Consider the following 14524-nt stretch of genomic DNA (forward strand, 5'->3'; position numbering starts at 1 on the left):
TTTCCTCTATATTTTCCTCTATATTTTCCTCTATATTTTCCTCTATATTTTCCTCTAAATCTAAAGCTTGCGTATTTTCATTGTTATCTGTTTCTTGAGTGTCAAAATTTTGCATTAACTCACCATCAAGACCATTAAATTCTTCATCAAGCTCATCAATAGCGGCCAATTCTTCTTTTATCTTATCTTGAGTACTTAGCTCTTCTTCTTCTAGTTGAAAATCATCTATACTTTCATTTTCAAATATTTCTTCAACCATAGGCTCATTTTCTTCTAAAGCCATTTTTTCTTCTTTTTCCTCACCAATAAATTGAGCATCTTCAGGTAAATCATCAAAGCTCATTTCTTTTTCACCTATCTCTTCAACCATAGGTAGTGTATCAAAAGAATCAAATTCAACAGGGGTTTCTTCTATATTTTCTTCTATATTTTCTTCTATATTTTCTTCTATATTTTCTTCTATATTTTCTTCTATATTTTCTTCTATATTTTCTTCTATATTTTCTTTATCTAAACTATCTGAAAAAACTAAATCATCTTCTGTTTTCTCTTCATCTATTAACTCACTTGTTGCATCAAACATATCATCATTTTTTAATCCATCACCTAAATTCTCTTCAAAAAAATCTTCTTGTAAATTTAAATCATCTTCACTCAAATTTTCTTCATGTTCAGACAAATCAATACCTTCTAAAAGTTCATTTCCATCCAAAGGCATATCTTTACCAACAACTTCCTCATCATCAAAATTTAGTTCATCTTCGCTCAAAGCATCTTTTTGAATATCATCCAAAATCCCATCTCCACTTAGAAGATTTATAAAATCGGTAGGTAAAAACGGTTTATACAAACACTCTATACCTTCTTTTTGTTCTAGGTTTCTAGGTAACAAATAAATCAATCTATCACATTTACTTTTTAAATCATCTAAATCAGCCTCAATATCATGATCTATAATAATTACATCATAAAATCCCTCAAGCTCCTCAATATCCTTGAGCTCCTCAAAATCATAACCTAATTTTTGAACCCCCAAACTAATTAATTTTGAAACAGCTATATTGGAATTTATTAGCAAAACCCTCATTATCATCTCCCAAGAATAAAAAATACATTATTTTAAAACATTTTTAATTATTTAATGCTTATATATTAAAAAATAACAACTCCATATGCTCAAAACTTTTTACTATTAAATTTTTAAAATATTGCATCATAATAAGTAAAATAGCAATAAGAACCGCGAAAGACAAAAATATCTTGATAGGATAACCAACCACTAAAAGATTAAATTGCGGCATAGTTTTCATAAGCATGCCAAAAATCACATCTGATAGCAAAGAAATAGCTAAAACAGGAAAAGCCATAGAAAAACCAAGCACAAAAATATTTACCATAGCTTTATTTAAATAAAGCATTAAATTTTCATGTGGATAAAATCCACCTAAACTAATATATTCCAATGAATTAGATATAAAAAGCAAAATCAAATGATGTCCATCAAAAGCTAAAAATACAAGCAAAGCTAATAAATTTAAAACTTGTGAAATTACAGGAGTATTTGCACCTGTTGTGGGATCCATAACACTAGCCATTGAAAAACCCATAGTAAAAGAAATCTGCTCACCTGCCATTTGCAAAATGGCAAAAGTCATTTGCAAAACCATTCCTGCTATCATCCCAAAAATAACTTCACTTAAAAGATATAGAATAAAAAAAGAATCAGGTGTATTATTTTCAAGTTTAGCTAAAGGGTATAAAAACATTGTTAAAAACATTACCAAAGTTGTTTTTACCACCAAGGGAATACTATTATGAGAAAAAAAAGGGAAAAAAACTATCAACCCACTCATTCTAGCAAACAAAAGCATGAAAATAACTACATTTTCATCACCTAAATATTTAACAAATTCCATGGTTGTTTAAGTGAAAAACCTTATCACATTTTTTAGCAAGCTCTTGATCATGCGTAACAAAAATTAAAGCTGCATTATTTTCTTTGATATAATCAATCAAAATATCCATTACATTTAAAGCATTTTTAAAATCTAAATTTCCGGTAGCCTCATCTGCAAAAATAATTTTTGGCTTCTTGCTTAAAACCCTAGCTATACTTACTCTTTGCTGTTGTCCACCGCTTAGTTTTGTGATTTTTTGATTCATTAAATCTGCAATATCAAGTTTTTTTAATAATTCATAATCAATATTCTGCCCACTTAAAACACTCGCAAGTTCTATATTTTCAAAAGCCAAAAAACCTTTAAATAAATAATGCATTTGAAAAATAATACCAAAATCTTTTCTACGAATTTCTAGCAAAGCTTCATCATCTAAGTCGTATAAATCTTGATTATTATAAAAAACTTTTCCCGATTGAGGTTTTAATAAGGTAGATAAAATATGCAAAAGAGTAGATTTACCACATCCACTGCTTCCACATACTGCAATACAATCTTTTGTATTTAAAGTAAAATTTAAATTTTCAAAAAGCGGAATATCAAAACTATGGTTTAAATTTTCCGCTCTTAAAAGTTCCATTTTTAACCAATTTGTGCAGCAACTTCAGCAGCAAAATCTTCAGTTTTCTTTTCTAGGCCCTCACCTACTTCAAAACGAATAAATTCGACTATTTTGATAGTTCCACCTAGTTCCTTTTCTTTATCAGCAATTACTTGTTCGATAGTTTTTTTATCATCCATTACATAAAACTGACCCATTAAAGTAAGTCTGCTATCAAGTTGAGAGTTATCTGCTATAAAACTATTCAACTTACCTGGGATAATATTAGGCCAAATTTTTTCTGGCTTACCTTGTGCTTGAAGTTCAGCCTTAATAGCTTCTTCAGCTGCTTGAATTACCTCTTGAGTTAATTGTTTTCTGCTTGCATATTTTGGAATTTTATGCTCTGGTTTATTAGGATCTTTTAATCTTCTTCTTTCTTCATTTTCTTTTTCTAACTCAGCAACTAAAGCTTTATACTCATTTTCTACAAAATCCATATCAAGCTCTTCATAAGATAAATAACTTGGCTTCATTGCAGCAATATGCATACAAATATGTTTTAAAAATTCTCCACACTTGCTAGCCGTAGCTTCACTATCACAAGCTGCAGCAATAACTACACCAACACGACCATTAGTGTGAATATAACCATTTACTATGCCATTAGCACCTGCTTTTAAAGTAGCAAATCTTCTAACAACTAAATTTTCACCAATAGTTGCAATTTGGCTTTTTAAGTACTCTTCAAATTTAACACCATTAATCTCACTTGAATGTAATTCTTCAACATTTTGAAGACTCTTAGCTTGAATATGTGCTGTTGTATCTTTTGTTAAAGCAATAAATTGTTCATTTTTAGCAACAAAATCTGTTTCTGAGTTAATTTCACTTACAGTTGCACATTTAAAATCATCACTTACTTTTACACTTACTAAACCTTCAGCAGCCAAACGATCAGCTTTTTTATCAGCTTTTCCAAGTCCTTTTTCTCTTAAAAGTTGCACTGCTTTTTCAAAATCACCATCTGTATCTTTTAAAGCATTTTTACAATCCATCATACCTGCGCCAGTACTCTCGCGCAGTTCTTTTACCATTTGTGCAGTGATTTCAGCCATTACTCTTTATCTCCTTCAAAATCTTCTTCACTCATAGCTTCTTCTAAAACTTCTTTTTTCTCTTCTTCAGAAATAGGCTGTTCTTCGCTAACTTCACCATCTTGCTCTCTTAATGCTTTACCTTCATTGATTGCTTCAGCCATTTCTTGACAGAAAAGTTGAACCGAACGAATTGCATCATCATTTCCTGGAATTGGGAAATCAACTAAATCAGGATCGCAGTTTGTATCTAGTGGAGCAACTACAGGGATTTTTAATCTATTAGCTTCTTGTACTGCAATTTTTTCTTTAACAGTATCAATAACAAAAATCATATCAGGTTGAGTTTTCATATATCTAATACCACCAAGATATGCTAGTAATTTTTCTTTTTTTCTAGTAAGCATTAATGCTTCTTTTTTAGTTAAAAGTTTAATACTTCCATCTTCTTCCATTTTTTCTATAACTTCTAATTTTCTAATTGATTGGCGGATAGTTCCAAAATTTGTCATCATACCACCAAGCCATCTGTGATTTACATAAGGCATACCACATTTTTCAGCGTATTCTTTAATCGCTCCACCTGCTTGTTTTTTAGTTCCAACAAATAAAATTGTCTTACCTTCTGCTGCAGCGTCACGAACAATGTTATATGTATATCTAAAATATCTAAGCGTTTTTTGCAAATCAATTACATAAATACCTTTTCTTTCACCAAAAATAAATTTTTTCATTTTTGGATTCCATCTTCTTGTTTGGTGTCCAAAGTGTACACCACACTCTAACAAATCTCTCATGCTTACCATGAAATTCTCCTTGAAATAAAATAATTAGGTTTATTCCTCCGCATTCTTTAACCCATAAGCAACCTAATAAGGAAATTAATGCGTGTGAAATGAAAAAATATTATATCAAATTTTATTTTATATTTAGCTTATTATTGAAGAAAAAGAACGCCACAAGGCGTTCTTTGAGTAAATTAGTGTAGTTTAGACCAAACTGATCTTTTCCAACCTATAGCAAAAATACTTAAGATAGCAAAGAATATCATAATATAAATTCCTGTTTGTTCTCTTTCTTCTTTTTTACTATCACCAACTTTTTCAAGATAACTAATAACTTGAGTTTGTGCTTTTTCATTTAGACCAACTCTTGGCATAGCAGTTCCATGAATTTTCTTTTGAGGTTCATTGATAAAGATTTCAAGATAATGCGCGCCTTTAGAACGAATCATCATAGATAAATCCGGAGGCGTCATACCAAGATAATTTTTTAAATCACTCATATTTGAACTTGAAACAAAACCATCATACTTTACATCATGGCATCTTCCGCAAGCATTTTCAAATGTATGTTTGTTTTTAGCAAAATCAAATTCTTTTGCAATTAAAGCCGTTTTTGCTTGCTCTGAAAGCTCTTGGTTTTTAGCATATTTTTCTTCTAAATCTGCTTTTAATTTTGTATCAAATTCCTTCTCATACTCACTAGCTGTATTTTTAAAGAATGCAATTAAATCTGCTAAATCTTGATTATCTTGTGCTTCATCACCACTTAAAGGATAAGCAGGCATTAAGAATGGATTTTCATCATTAAATTTATGTGAAATTTGCAAAGCCTTAACTGGATCAACAATCAGTGCTGCTAAAAATTTCTCATCATAAATAGCACCCGCATCACTTAAATCAGGAGGTGTTACACCTAAAGAAGAATCTGTAATAGTAGCAGGAATTCCGACGGCTTTCACACCATGACATGCAATACAATTTCCTTCAAAAAGCTCTTTTCCTTTTTGTGCATTACCTTTACTAAAATCAATTTTTGCGATTTTTTCCCATAATTGCTTGGTAGCTTCTTCTTGGCTTTTAGCAAGCTCTAGTGCTTTTTGAGCATTAGCTATAGCTTTTTCACTTCCTGAAGCATTAGCATCTATTGCAGCTTTTTCTTTTAAAGCAACTTCGCCTTTGGTAAATTCTACATCAGCTTTTGCAAAGTCAAAATTAACCGGAGTTGAAGGAGGATTCATCACTGAATGTGCATAAGGCTCAACCCCCCAATAAACTAAACCTGTGAAAAAGACAACTACAAAAAATATTTTTAATTCTCTCATTATTAGCCCCTTTTTCTTTCCATGATAGTAATAATTGGTAAGACTACTAACAATAATAGTAAAAATACCATAGAAGCATAAAATCCTATCCAAGCATTAATTCCCGTTGGAGGAAGCTTTCCATAAACTGTTAGTACAATTAAATCTATCAATAACACCCAAAACCATACAAAAAACATTGGTCTTTCGTGTGCTGGTTTTACAACATCACTTCTATCAAGCCAAGGTAACAAGAAGAAAATAATTTGTGCTATACCAAACGCTGCAAGACCTATATCAAAAGCTTTAATGCTTCCAACATCAAAGAAAAATCCTCTTAAAACTTCATAACTCCATAAGAAATACCACTCAGGATAAATATGAGGAGGTGTTTTTAAAGAATTTGCTGGGTCAAAGTTAATTGGATCCATTGCGAAATTAAATTTAAAACACACCAAATAGAAAAAGAAAATCATAAATAACGCAATATACATAAAATCTTTAGCTAAAAATCCTGGCCAAAAAGGAATAACTTTAGAACCTTTTGTATCACCTGCTAAATATTTTTCAGCTTCCAAATCAAAATCAATTTCTTCTGAAATTTCATTATTTACATGAGGAATTCTTAAAGAATAAAAGTGGAATGCAATAATTGCTAAAATTACAATTGGCAATAAGCACACATGCAGCATAAAAAATCTAGTTAAAGTTGGATCTGATACTGCAAAATCTCCTCTTATCCAAATAACTAATGCATCACCTATAAAAGGAATTCCGCCAAAAAGCTGAGTAATAACTTGAGCAGCCCAAAAACTCATTTGTCCCCAAGGTAACATATACCCACTAAATGCTTCTGCTGAAAATACAACAAACAAAAGCATACCGCTAATCCAAATCATCTCACGACCCTTTTTATAAGAGCCATAATAAATTCCTGTTAACATATGGATATATATGATTAAAAACACAACTGAAGCAGCCACACCATGCATATGACGCCAAAGCCAACCATACTCTACTTCTTGCATGATAGTTTTATTAACACTATCAAAAGCCAAAGCCACATCCGGCTTATAATACATTACTAAAAATAGACCTGAAATAAATAAAATAGCAAAAAGAGTTGTCAAGATAACACCCATTGCCCATAAGAAGTTAATTTGTTTTGGTATCCAATACTGAGCCATTAAAACATTAAAAAGCTTATTTACAGCTAATCTTTGATCAAGCCAATCTATAATACCACTAGCTTTTTTTATCTGTGCCATATCAAGCCTCCGCAATCATTTTTTTATATTCTGGACCTTCTTCACCTAACACTAATTTAGTTCCATCAATTCTAAAAGGAGGAATGTCCAAAGGTCTTGGAGGAGGACCAAATACATTTTTACCACTAGTGTCAAATTCGCCACCGTGGCATGCGCACTTAAACAATTTCTCACTTGGAGCATAAGCTGGAATACAGCCTAAATGCGTGCAAAGACCAATAACTACAGTATATGCAACATCACCCACAATAACATCCCTACTGCTATCTTTTGCCATATCCGCATCTTTTTTTAAGATAAATATAGGCTTTTTACGCCACTCGATTGTTCTTAATTCGCCTTCTTTCATACCAGAAAGATCTACGGTAGTAATACCTGCTGCTTTTACACTTGGGAGCGGATCCCATGTTTTTTTCATTGCAACTAATGAAAAAGCACCACCCACAGCAGCTACCGTTCCAAAGGCAAAGCCCATAAAGCTTCGTCTACTTTCAGATGTAGCCATTTTACTTCCTTTGTTTTGATTTATTTGTTGTAAAGTATAGCAGTTTATCTAAAAAATAATAAATTTTTTCTTTATATAAAAAAGCTTTATTTAAGATATGCAAGTATTTATTTAAAATAACAGAAGTGTATTTATTTTCAAATCAAAACAATAGATAAGTTAATATCATCTATTGTTTTTCATTTTGATATAAATATGCAAAATATCTAAAGCAGCAGGGGTGATGCCACTAATTTGCGAAGCAGCAAAAATAGTTGGCGGATTAAATTTTTGCAGTTTTTCCACCACTTCATTACTCAAACCACTTACACTTTTAAAGTCAAAATTTTCAGGAATTTTTAAGTCATTTAAGTTTTTCATTTTTTCTATTTGTGCTTTTTGCATTGCTATATAATGATAATATTTTGCTTCATTTAAAATTTCATTTAAAGAATACTCATCCATTTTTGCAAACATTTCATCTAGAGCTTTTAATTTTTCTATATTAAAACTCGCTCTTGCAACAATTTTTTGCAAACTTACTATTGAGGTAATTTTTTCTTCTTTAATGCTTTGCAAAAATTCATTATTTTGATTGCTTGGTGTCCATGTAGTTTGAAGTAAAAACTCAAGTCCTTTCCTAACATTTTGCTTTATATTATCAATATATGCATAGTCTTCTTGACTTAAAAGTTTAAAATTATGTCCATATTCTCCAAGTCTTAAAATAGCATTTTCTTCTCTTAAGAGCAGTCTATATTCAGCTCTTGAAGTAAACATTCTATAAGGCTCTTTTGTGCCTTTCATTACTAAATCATCGATTAATACCCCTATATAAGCCTCATCGCGTCTTAATACAAAAGGCTCTTTTTCATCAATTGCTAAAACCGCGTTCACTCCTGCCATAAAACCTTGTGCAGCTGCTTCTTCATAACCAGTAGTTCCGTTAATTTGCCCAGCACAATACAAATTTTTAATCTTTTTAGTTTCTAAAGTATGTTTTAACTCCGTTGGATCAATATAATCATACTCTATGGCATAACCAAAACGCGTGATTTTAGCATTTTCAAAACCTTTTATACTTCTTAACATCGCAATTTGCACTTCATAAGGAAGTGAAGTAGAAAAGCCATTAATATAATATTCAGTAGCATCTTTAGTTTGTGGCTCTATAAATAAATGATGACTTTCTTTATCACCAAAACGATTAATCTTATCTTCTATGGAAGGACAATATCTTGGACCTATACCTTCAATTTGTCCTGTAAAAAGCGGAGCGCGGTAAAAGTTACTTTTTATAATCTCATGTGTTTTTAAATTTGTTCTTGCTATATAACATGGAAGTTGATTGGGCTTGAAATTTTTTGTTTTAAAACTAAAGGCCTTAGGGTTTTCATCTCCGGGTTGAATTTCTAAAACACTAAAATCAATACTTTTAGCATCTACTCTTGGACAAGTTCCTGTTTTTAACCTCCCTACTTTTAAACCACTTTGTTTTAAATACTCACCCAAATTTACAGACGCAAGCTCACCTACCCTACCTGCTTGAAGCTTAGTTTCACCTATATGGATAAGTCCATTTAAAAAAGTTCCTGTTGTAAGTATGATTTTTTTAGCAAAATATGTATTTTCTAAATTAGTTTTAACGCCCTTAACTTCATCATTTTTTATAAGTAAAGACAAAGCTTGCTCTTGAGAGATTTCTAAATTTTCAAGTTTTAAAAGCTTATTTCTAGCACAAATTCTATAAGCGTCCATATCAATTTGTGCTCTACTTCCGCGAACTGCAACACCTTTGCTTTCATTTAAAATTCTAAATTGAATTCCAGCCTCATCGGTAATTTGTCCCATAAGTCCACCCATAGCATCAAGCTCTTTTACCAAATGTCCTTTTGCTAAGCCGCCTATAGCAGGATTACAACTTGCAGCACCAATTTGCTCGATTAAAGTAGTTAAAAGTAAAGTTTTTTTGCCCATTCTAGCAGCCCCGGCACTAGCTTCAACTCCAGCATGCCCGCCACCTATTACGATTATATCATACATATTTTGACCTCATTTTTATAAAAAAGGCAAAAATTATATAATATTTTTTAAAATAAAACACTAAAAATACTTTTTGAAATTTAAAAGTTTTGGATAAAATCTCATAAAAATTAAAGGTATTGAATGTTTAATGGATTAATCCGCGAATTAGCCTTTGTCAAATCATATCAAAACAACACTTTAAGATTAAAAGCAAGTTACAAACCAAAACTAGGCGATAGTATAGCAGTTAATGGTGCGTGCTTGAGTGTAACAAAACTTTTTGATGATGGCTTTAATCTTGAACTTTCTTATGAAACAAGAACTCATATAGCTATTGAAAATTTAAAAGACTATGTGCATATTGAACCTGCATTAGCTTATGGCGATAGAATAGATGGGCATTTAATGCAAGGACACATTGATGGTATTGGCGAAATTACTAATATTTCTAAAAAAGAAAACGGAGTTGATTTTTATATTAAATGCCCTGATAATATACAAATTTATATGGCAAATAAAGCAAGCGTAGCTATAGATGGAGTAAGTTTAACTATCAATGAAGTTTTAAAAGATAGCATTCGTTTGACTATTATTCCTATAACCTTTAATGAAACCTTGTTTAAAAATTACACCATAGGAAGACGCGTCAATATAGAAAGTGATCTTTTAGCAAGATATATACACAGACAATTAAATTATAAAAAAGAAATCTCATGGCAACAAATAGACAAGATTACATCACTTTATTAGAAAATGATTTTGTAAAAGCTTTTGTAGCCTTTAATCAAGATTATAATATTTTTAGAGCAAAAATTTGTAATAATATTTTTCCTCGGGAAAATTCTATAAAAAAGTGCGTATTTTTAAATCAAATTCATTCTAATATCATCACTCAGTATAATAAAAATTTTCATTTTAACGCCGATGGGATGATTAGCAATGAAAAAAATATAGCTTTGTGTATTTTAAGTGCTGATTGCCTGCCTTTGCTTTTATATGATGATAAAAATAAAACCATAGCAGCTTTGCATTCAGGCAGAAAAGGTTGTTTTGAAAATATCTTAAAAGAAGCTGTTTTGAAAATGCAAGAAAGTTTTAACACTCAAACCAAGAATTTAAAACTCATCATTTCAGCAGGAATTTGTGCTAAAAATTATGAAATTAATGGCGAGGTTTTAAACCACAGCAAAGAAAATTTTGCGCATTTTTTACATGAAAATAAGCTTGATTTAAAAGCATTAGTTAAATTTCAAGCAAAAGAATTAGGTATTAATGATATTTTTGATATCAATCTTTGCACCTTTGATGATGAGAGATTTTTTTCTTATAGAAAAAATCAAACTCCAAAGCGCATTGTTAGCGTGATTTATTTAAAGGATTAAAATGTATGAAGTAAAAAATCTACTTGCTTTAAAAATTCTACAAAAAGCTAGAGAATTTGGCGATAATGACTTAAGCAATGAACTTTTAATCACTCAAATGCTAAATCATACCCCACAAACTCTAAATCAAAACGATACTAAAAATTTAAATGAATTTATCACAACGCTTATAAATGCTAAAGAAAAAGCTAAAATGAGCAATAAATAATTTTAATTTTTCCAAGTTAAAATAAATTTTGTTCCTTTCTTTAACTCACTTTCTACTTTTATTTTTATATTATGTTCTTTACAAATTTTATCCACCAAAGAAAGTCCTATACCAAAACCACCTTGATTTTCATTAAATCTTGAATAACGCTCAAAAATATTAGCCAAATTTTCCTTTGCTATGCCACAACCACTATCTGCTATTATAAGTTTTTGCTCTAAAAGTGCTATTTTAATATGTCCATTTTTTATATTATATTTTATAGCGTTATTAACAAGATTATCAAACATTTTAAAAAATTGCTCTTTATTAGCATAAATTTTTCCATTATCCTCTAAAACAAGTTCTAAGTCAATATTTTTTTGCTCTAAAAATATCTTAAAATACTCCATTCTTTCTTTAATCAAATTTTTTAAAAATATCCAATCTTTTTTTGCTTCATAAGCTTGAGAAAAATTTAAAAAAGTTAAATCTGAATACAAATGACTCAAAGTCAAAGCAGCTATTTTTACACGCTTTAAAACCTTAATTTCTTCAAAATTCTTTTTTCTTTCTAAACTCTCTACACTCATTAATATTGCACTAATTGGGGTATTAATCTCATGAGTGGTATCTTTTATAAAATTATTTAAAAACCTTATTCTTGCTTCTAAAGGCTTGAGTGCAAATTTAAGTATTAAATATCCTACCAAACTAACAAAAATCAAAGAAAGTACCATAGCTAAAGCAACTTTAAATCTTATAAATCCAAGTTCTTTAGAAATATCATCACCTTGTATTAAAACTCTTAAACGATTTACATCTCCTAATATTTCTAAAGCACTTTGATTTTGATTATCAGCAAGTAACAAGCTATTTAAATTTATATCAGCTACATAAATCAAAGTGTTATTGTTATAAATATTCGCATTATTTGATTTAAAAAAAGTTGTTTGAGCGGGTAAATCAAGATTAGAAAAATAAACCTTAGTTCTATCAAATATTGCAAATTTTATATTAGAAATTTGAGCTATTTTCTTAGCACTTTTTTCTATGGGTTCAAAACGCGATTTTTCCATTTGCAAAATCACAAAACGATGTTCTTGTCTTAGCTTTATGCTATATTCACTTATTAAATCTTCTATTAACTTAGCATACCATATACCAAAAAGCACTATAAGAATACTTCCTATACTTACTAAATACAAAGAAAGAATTTGCCATGCAACGCGCTTGGCTTCATGCATAACAATACCCTCTTCCTCTTTGATTGATAATGCTTTCTTTTCCTAAAATTTTTCGTAAATTTTTCACATAAGCTCTCAGACTAAGCTCACTTGGCTCTTGATCATATTCCCAAATTTCTTCAAAAATATAAGCAGTATCTATAAATTTACCTTTATTTTTCAAAAGTAATGATAAAAGTTTTAATTCTTTTAAGGGTAAAGACAATGGCTTATCGTTTTGATATAAAGTTTGCGATATAAAAGCAAATTTAAAACCATTTCCCAAGTCCTCATAATCTTCATTTTTATGCGCAAAAGAACGCTTTAAAATAGCATTAATCCTTATTTTTAACTCCTGCAATTCAAAAGGCTTTTTGATATAATCATCACAACCACATTCAAATCCTTGTTGTAAATCCATAGTAGTATTTAAAGAGGTCATAAAAATAGCTGGGGTATATCTACCTGCTTCTCTTAAATTTTTAAGCACACTAAAACCATCTCCTAAAGGGACTTTTACATCCAAAATCCATAAATCAAAATTTTTCTCATAAGCTTTATCTTGTGCATCTTGAGCATTATCCACCAAAACCACTTCAAAGCCTTCTTCTTCTAAAAACTCACTAACAATTTCCCCTAAGTTAATATCATCTTCTAGTAAAAGAATTTGCGTAGCCATTTTAAGCCTTTTATGCTATTTTAATTTGGATTATTATATTTTTTTTATGTAAATTTAGTGTGAATTTAGCATATTTAAAGGCAAGTATTTATAAAATATTAACTATTTTATTGAATTTAGGATTTTATTATGTTGCCAAATTGGGATCAAAAATATAGTATTAATAATGAAAAAATTGACGAACAACATAAAAAACTTTTTGAACTTGCTGCCAAAGTGGAAGAAATTTCAGATAGGCCAGTTTATCAAGTCGAGCTTAAAAAGATAGTTGCTGAATTTTTTCACTATATTAAAATTCATTTTCAAGATGAAGAATCCTATATGGCTGAGATTAATTACCCTTATCTAAATCAACACAAACTCATGCATAAACAAATCACAAAATCCATGATAAAACTTATACAAAGTATAAAAAGTACAAATGATTTAAAAGAAAAATTATATATAGTAGTTAATTCATGGTTGATAGAACACATCATTCAGCATGATATGATGATAGAACATTGGCGTCAAAACACCCAAGCAAAGAATTCTTCAGATACTTTTGAAGAAGAAACTCCAAAACCAAAAAAATTCTTATATCAATGTCAATGCGAAGGAAAAACACACAAGGTTCCTTATGATATTCATTTAAAAATGCAATATTCTAAAGTGCAGTTTAAATGTAAAGAATGCTCTGCGAATTTAATACAATACAAAGAAAAAATAGAAATCTAATAAAAATTAATAATAATTTAAAATATAGTAAACTATAATGCTTATAAAACTCTTCTAAATATAAACAAGGAGCTAACATGCTACCAAAATGGTGTAGTAAATATAGTATCCATAATGAAGAAATTGACAGACAGCATAAAAAACTTTTTGAACTTGCTGCAAATGTCGAGATGATTTCAGATAAACCTGTCCATAAAGGACAAATTAAATTTTTACTTGCAGATTTTTTTAATTATATGAAAGAACATTTTGCCGAAGAAGAAAAATACATGGCAAAAATAGGTTATCCTGAACTTTCTAACCATCAAAAAATTCACAAAAGTATCATCCAATCTATGATTGATTTAATTCAAAATCTCAAAAGCACAAATGATCTCAAAGAAAAACTTAATGTCATTGCATCAAAATGGCTTTTAGAACATATTTTAAGAGAAGATATGAAGATAGAAAAATGGCATCAAGCACAACTAAATAAAAATGCCAATACTACAACTTTTCAAGAAAATCAAGAAATTTATGAATATATTTGCTCTTGTGTAAATAAAATTCACAAAGTTCCTTGCGAAATTCACCAAAAAATTCAATTAAACAATGCAAGTTACAAATGTAAAACTTGTCAAGAAGCTATCAAACTAAAATAAAGGTTATAAAATGAATAAACGCTACACTTTAACTCTTCCATTAGAGCTTTATGAACGCTTAAATCAAACTGCGAAATTTTCTAAAAAGAAAAAAGCTGAAATTTTACGCAATGCTTTAGAAAATTATCTTGATGAAATAGAAGACTTTGCTCCAGCCATAGAAGCTTTAGAAGATTTAAAAATTGGAAATAGTAAAAAGTTAGATAACATTATAAAAAAATTAAAATGTTAAC

General features: G+C 29.7%; 17 protein-coding genes. 6 read left to right on the forward strand and 11 right to left on the reverse strand.

Going from position 1 to position 14524, the window contains the following annotated elements:
• The 9 genes from L8X33_RS07980 to mnmG form a co-directional block, all read right to left on the reverse strand.
• The coding region (locus tag L8X33_RS07980; RefSeq protein ID WP_263670419.1) for a hypothetical protein at window positions 1–1087 on the reverse strand (1087 nt) is incomplete at its 3' end.
• A gap of 58 nt (window positions 1088–1145) precedes the next feature.
• Entirely contained in the window at window positions 1146–1916 is a 771-nt protein-coding gene (fliR, locus tag L8X33_RS07985; protein ID WP_263670421.1) for a flagellar biosynthetic protein FliR, read from the reverse strand.
• Window positions 1903–2538: an ABC transporter ATP-binding protein gene (locus L8X33_RS07990; RefSeq protein ID WP_263670422.1), complete on the reverse strand. Its 636-nt coding sequence runs from the start codon at window positions 2536–2538 to the stop codon at window positions 1903–1905. The genes fliR and L8X33_RS07990 overlap by 14 nt, the downstream gene beginning before the upstream one ends.
• Before the next feature lie 2 nt (window positions 2539–2540).
• Window positions 2541–3617, reverse strand: a complete 1077-nt coding sequence (tsf, locus tag L8X33_RS07995; protein ID WP_039626638.1) for a translation elongation factor Ts — start codon at window positions 3615–3617, stop codon at window positions 2541–2543.
• Window positions 3617–4402, reverse strand: coding sequence for a 30S ribosomal protein S2 (gene rpsB, locus L8X33_RS08000; protein ID WP_087700911.1), 786 nt, complete (start codon window positions 4400–4402; stop codon window positions 3617–3619). Before rpsB ends, tsf begins: the two co-directional genes overlap by 1 nt.
• A 173-nt stretch (window positions 4403–4575) precedes the next feature.
• Window positions 4576–5703, reverse strand: coding sequence for a c-type cytochrome (locus L8X33_RS08005; protein ID WP_263662483.1), 1128 nt, complete (start codon window positions 5701–5703; stop codon window positions 4576–4578).
• Between the two features lie 2 nt (window positions 5704–5705).
• Entirely contained in the window at window positions 5706–6950 is a 1245-nt protein-coding gene (locus L8X33_RS08010; protein WP_220567136.1) for a cytochrome b, read from the reverse strand.
• 1 nt (window position 6951) lies between these two features.
• Window positions 6952–7455 carry a ubiquinol-cytochrome c reductase iron-sulfur subunit gene (petA, locus tag L8X33_RS08015; RefSeq protein WP_133318665.1) on the reverse strand — a complete coding sequence of 168 codons (504 nt, stop codon included), beginning with the start codon at window positions 7453–7455 and terminating at the stop codon, window positions 6952–6954.
• Between the two features lie 165 nt (window positions 7456–7620).
• Window positions 7621–9477, reverse strand: coding sequence for a tRNA uridine-5-carboxymethylaminomethyl(34) synthesis enzyme MnmG (mnmG, locus tag L8X33_RS08020; RefSeq protein WP_263670423.1), 1857 nt, complete (start codon window positions 9475–9477; stop codon window positions 7621–7623).
• Window positions 9478–9600: 123 nt separating this feature from the next.
• Here mnmG and ribE point away from each other — a divergent pair, with 123 nt between their 5' ends.
• Genes ribE through L8X33_RS08035 form a run of 3 tightly spaced genes read left to right on the forward strand, consistent with a single transcriptional unit; the run spans window position 9601 to window position 11049 of the window.
• Window positions 9601–10209 carry a riboflavin synthase gene (gene ribE, locus L8X33_RS08025; protein ID WP_133318663.1) on the forward strand — a complete coding sequence of 203 codons (609 nt, stop codon included), beginning with the start codon at window positions 9601–9603 and terminating at the stop codon, window positions 10207–10209.
• Window positions 10173–10841 (forward strand): peptidoglycan editing factor PgeF, encoded by a 669-nt coding sequence (pgeF, locus tag L8X33_RS08030; protein ID WP_263670425.1) that lies wholly within the window; start codon window positions 10173–10175, stop codon window positions 10839–10841. The genes ribE and pgeF overlap by 37 nt, the downstream gene beginning before the upstream one ends.
• 1 nt (window position 10842) lies before the next feature.
• The gene (locus L8X33_RS08035) at window positions 10843–11049 is read left to right on the forward strand and encodes a hypothetical protein (RefSeq protein WP_133318661.1); all 207 of its coding nucleotides are present in this window, start codon (window positions 10843–10845) and stop codon (window positions 11047–11049) included.
• 2 nt (window positions 11050–11051) lie between these two features.
• Here L8X33_RS08035 and L8X33_RS08040 read toward each other — a convergent pair whose 3' ends face one another.
• The gene (locus L8X33_RS08040) at window positions 11052–12275 is read right to left on the reverse strand and encodes a sensor histidine kinase (RefSeq protein ID WP_263670426.1); all 1224 of its coding nucleotides are present in this window, start codon (window positions 12273–12275) and stop codon (window positions 11052–11054) included.
• Window positions 12268–12933 (reverse strand): response regulator transcription factor, encoded by a 666-nt coding sequence (locus L8X33_RS08045; protein WP_133318659.1) that lies wholly within the window; start codon window positions 12931–12933, stop codon window positions 12268–12270. The genes L8X33_RS08040 and L8X33_RS08045 overlap by 8 nt, the downstream gene beginning before the upstream one ends.
• 129 nt (window positions 12934–13062) lie before the next feature.
• On the opposite strand from L8X33_RS08045, the gene L8X33_RS08050 reads away from it, so the two are divergent.
• From L8X33_RS08050 to L8X33_RS08060, 3 genes are all read left to right on the forward strand, one after another.
• Entirely contained in the window at window positions 13063–13650 is a 588-nt protein-coding gene (locus tag L8X33_RS08050) for a bacteriohemerythrin (protein ID WP_263670427.1), read from the forward strand.
• 77 nt (window positions 13651–13727) lie between these two features.
• Window positions 13728–14291, forward strand: coding sequence for a bacteriohemerythrin (locus tag L8X33_RS08055; protein WP_263659997.1), 564 nt, complete (start codon window positions 13728–13730; stop codon window positions 14289–14291).
• 10 nt (window positions 14292–14301) lie between these two features.
• Window positions 14302–14523 carry a ribbon-helix-helix protein, CopG family gene (locus L8X33_RS08060; RefSeq protein WP_263670428.1) on the forward strand — a complete coding sequence of 74 codons (222 nt, stop codon included), beginning with the start codon at window positions 14302–14304 and terminating at the stop codon, window positions 14521–14523.
• Window position 14524: the final 1 nt, after the last annotated feature.

The organism is Campylobacter sp. CNRCH_2014_2849 (assembly GCF_025772845.1).
Taxonomy (GTDB): Bacteria; Campylobacterota; Campylobacteria; order Campylobacterales; family Campylobacteraceae; genus Campylobacter_D; species Campylobacter_D lari_D.

Bases quoted from the DNA above. Each gene is read 5' to 3' on its own strand.
- fliR (WP_263670421.1), bottom strand. From the start codon at position 1,916: ATGGAATTTGTTAAATATTTAGGTGATGAAAATGTAGTTATTTTCATG.
- L8X33_RS07990 (WP_263670422.1), bottom strand. From the start codon at position 2,538: ATGGAACTTTTAAGAGCGGAAAATTTAAACCATAGTTTTGATATTCCG.
- tsf (WP_039626638.1), bottom strand. From the start codon at position 3,617: ATGGCTGAAATCACTGCACAAATGGTAAAAGAACTGCGCGAGAGTACT.
- rpsB (WP_087700911.1), bottom strand. From the start codon at position 4,402: ATGGTAAGCATGAGAGATTTGTTAGAGTGTGGTGTACACTTTGGACAC.
- L8X33_RS08005 (WP_263662483.1), bottom strand. From the start codon at position 5,703: ATGAGAGAATTAAAAATATTTTTTGTAGTTGTCTTTTTCACAGGTTTA.
- L8X33_RS08010 (WP_220567136.1), bottom strand. From the start codon at position 6,950: ATGGCACAGATAAAAAAAGCTAGTGGTATTATAGATTGGCTTGATCAA.
- petA (WP_133318665.1), bottom strand. From the start codon at position 7,455: ATGGCTACATCTGAAAGTAGACGAAGCTTTATGGGCTTTGCCTTTGGA.
- mnmG (WP_263670423.1), bottom strand. From the start codon at position 9,477: ATGTATGATATAATCGTAATAGGTGGCGGGCATGCTGGAGTTGAAGCT.
- ribE (WP_133318663.1), top strand. From the start codon at position 9,601: ATGTTTAATGGATTAATCCGCGAATTAGCCTTTGTCAAATCATATCAA.
- pgeF (WP_263670425.1), top strand. From the start codon at position 10,173: ATGGCAACAAATAGACAAGATTACATCACTTTATTAGAAAATGATTTT.
- L8X33_RS08035 (WP_133318661.1), top strand. From the start codon at position 10,843: ATGTATGAAGTAAAAAATCTACTTGCTTTAAAAATTCTACAAAAAGCT.
- L8X33_RS08040 (WP_263670426.1), bottom strand. From the start codon at position 12,275: ATGCATGAAGCCAAGCGCGTTGCATGGCAAATTCTTTCTTTGTATTTA.
- L8X33_RS08045 (WP_133318659.1), bottom strand. From the start codon at position 12,933: ATGGCTACGCAAATTCTTTTACTAGAAGATGATATTAACTTAGGGGAA.
- L8X33_RS08050 (WP_263670427.1), top strand. From the start codon at position 13,063: ATGTTGCCAAATTGGGATCAAAAATATAGTATTAATAATGAAAAAATT.
- L8X33_RS08055 (WP_263659997.1), top strand. From the start codon at position 13,728: ATGCTACCAAAATGGTGTAGTAAATATAGTATCCATAATGAAGAAATT.
- L8X33_RS08060 (WP_263670428.1), top strand. From the start codon at position 14,302: ATGAATAAACGCTACACTTTAACTCTTCCATTAGAGCTTTATGAACGC.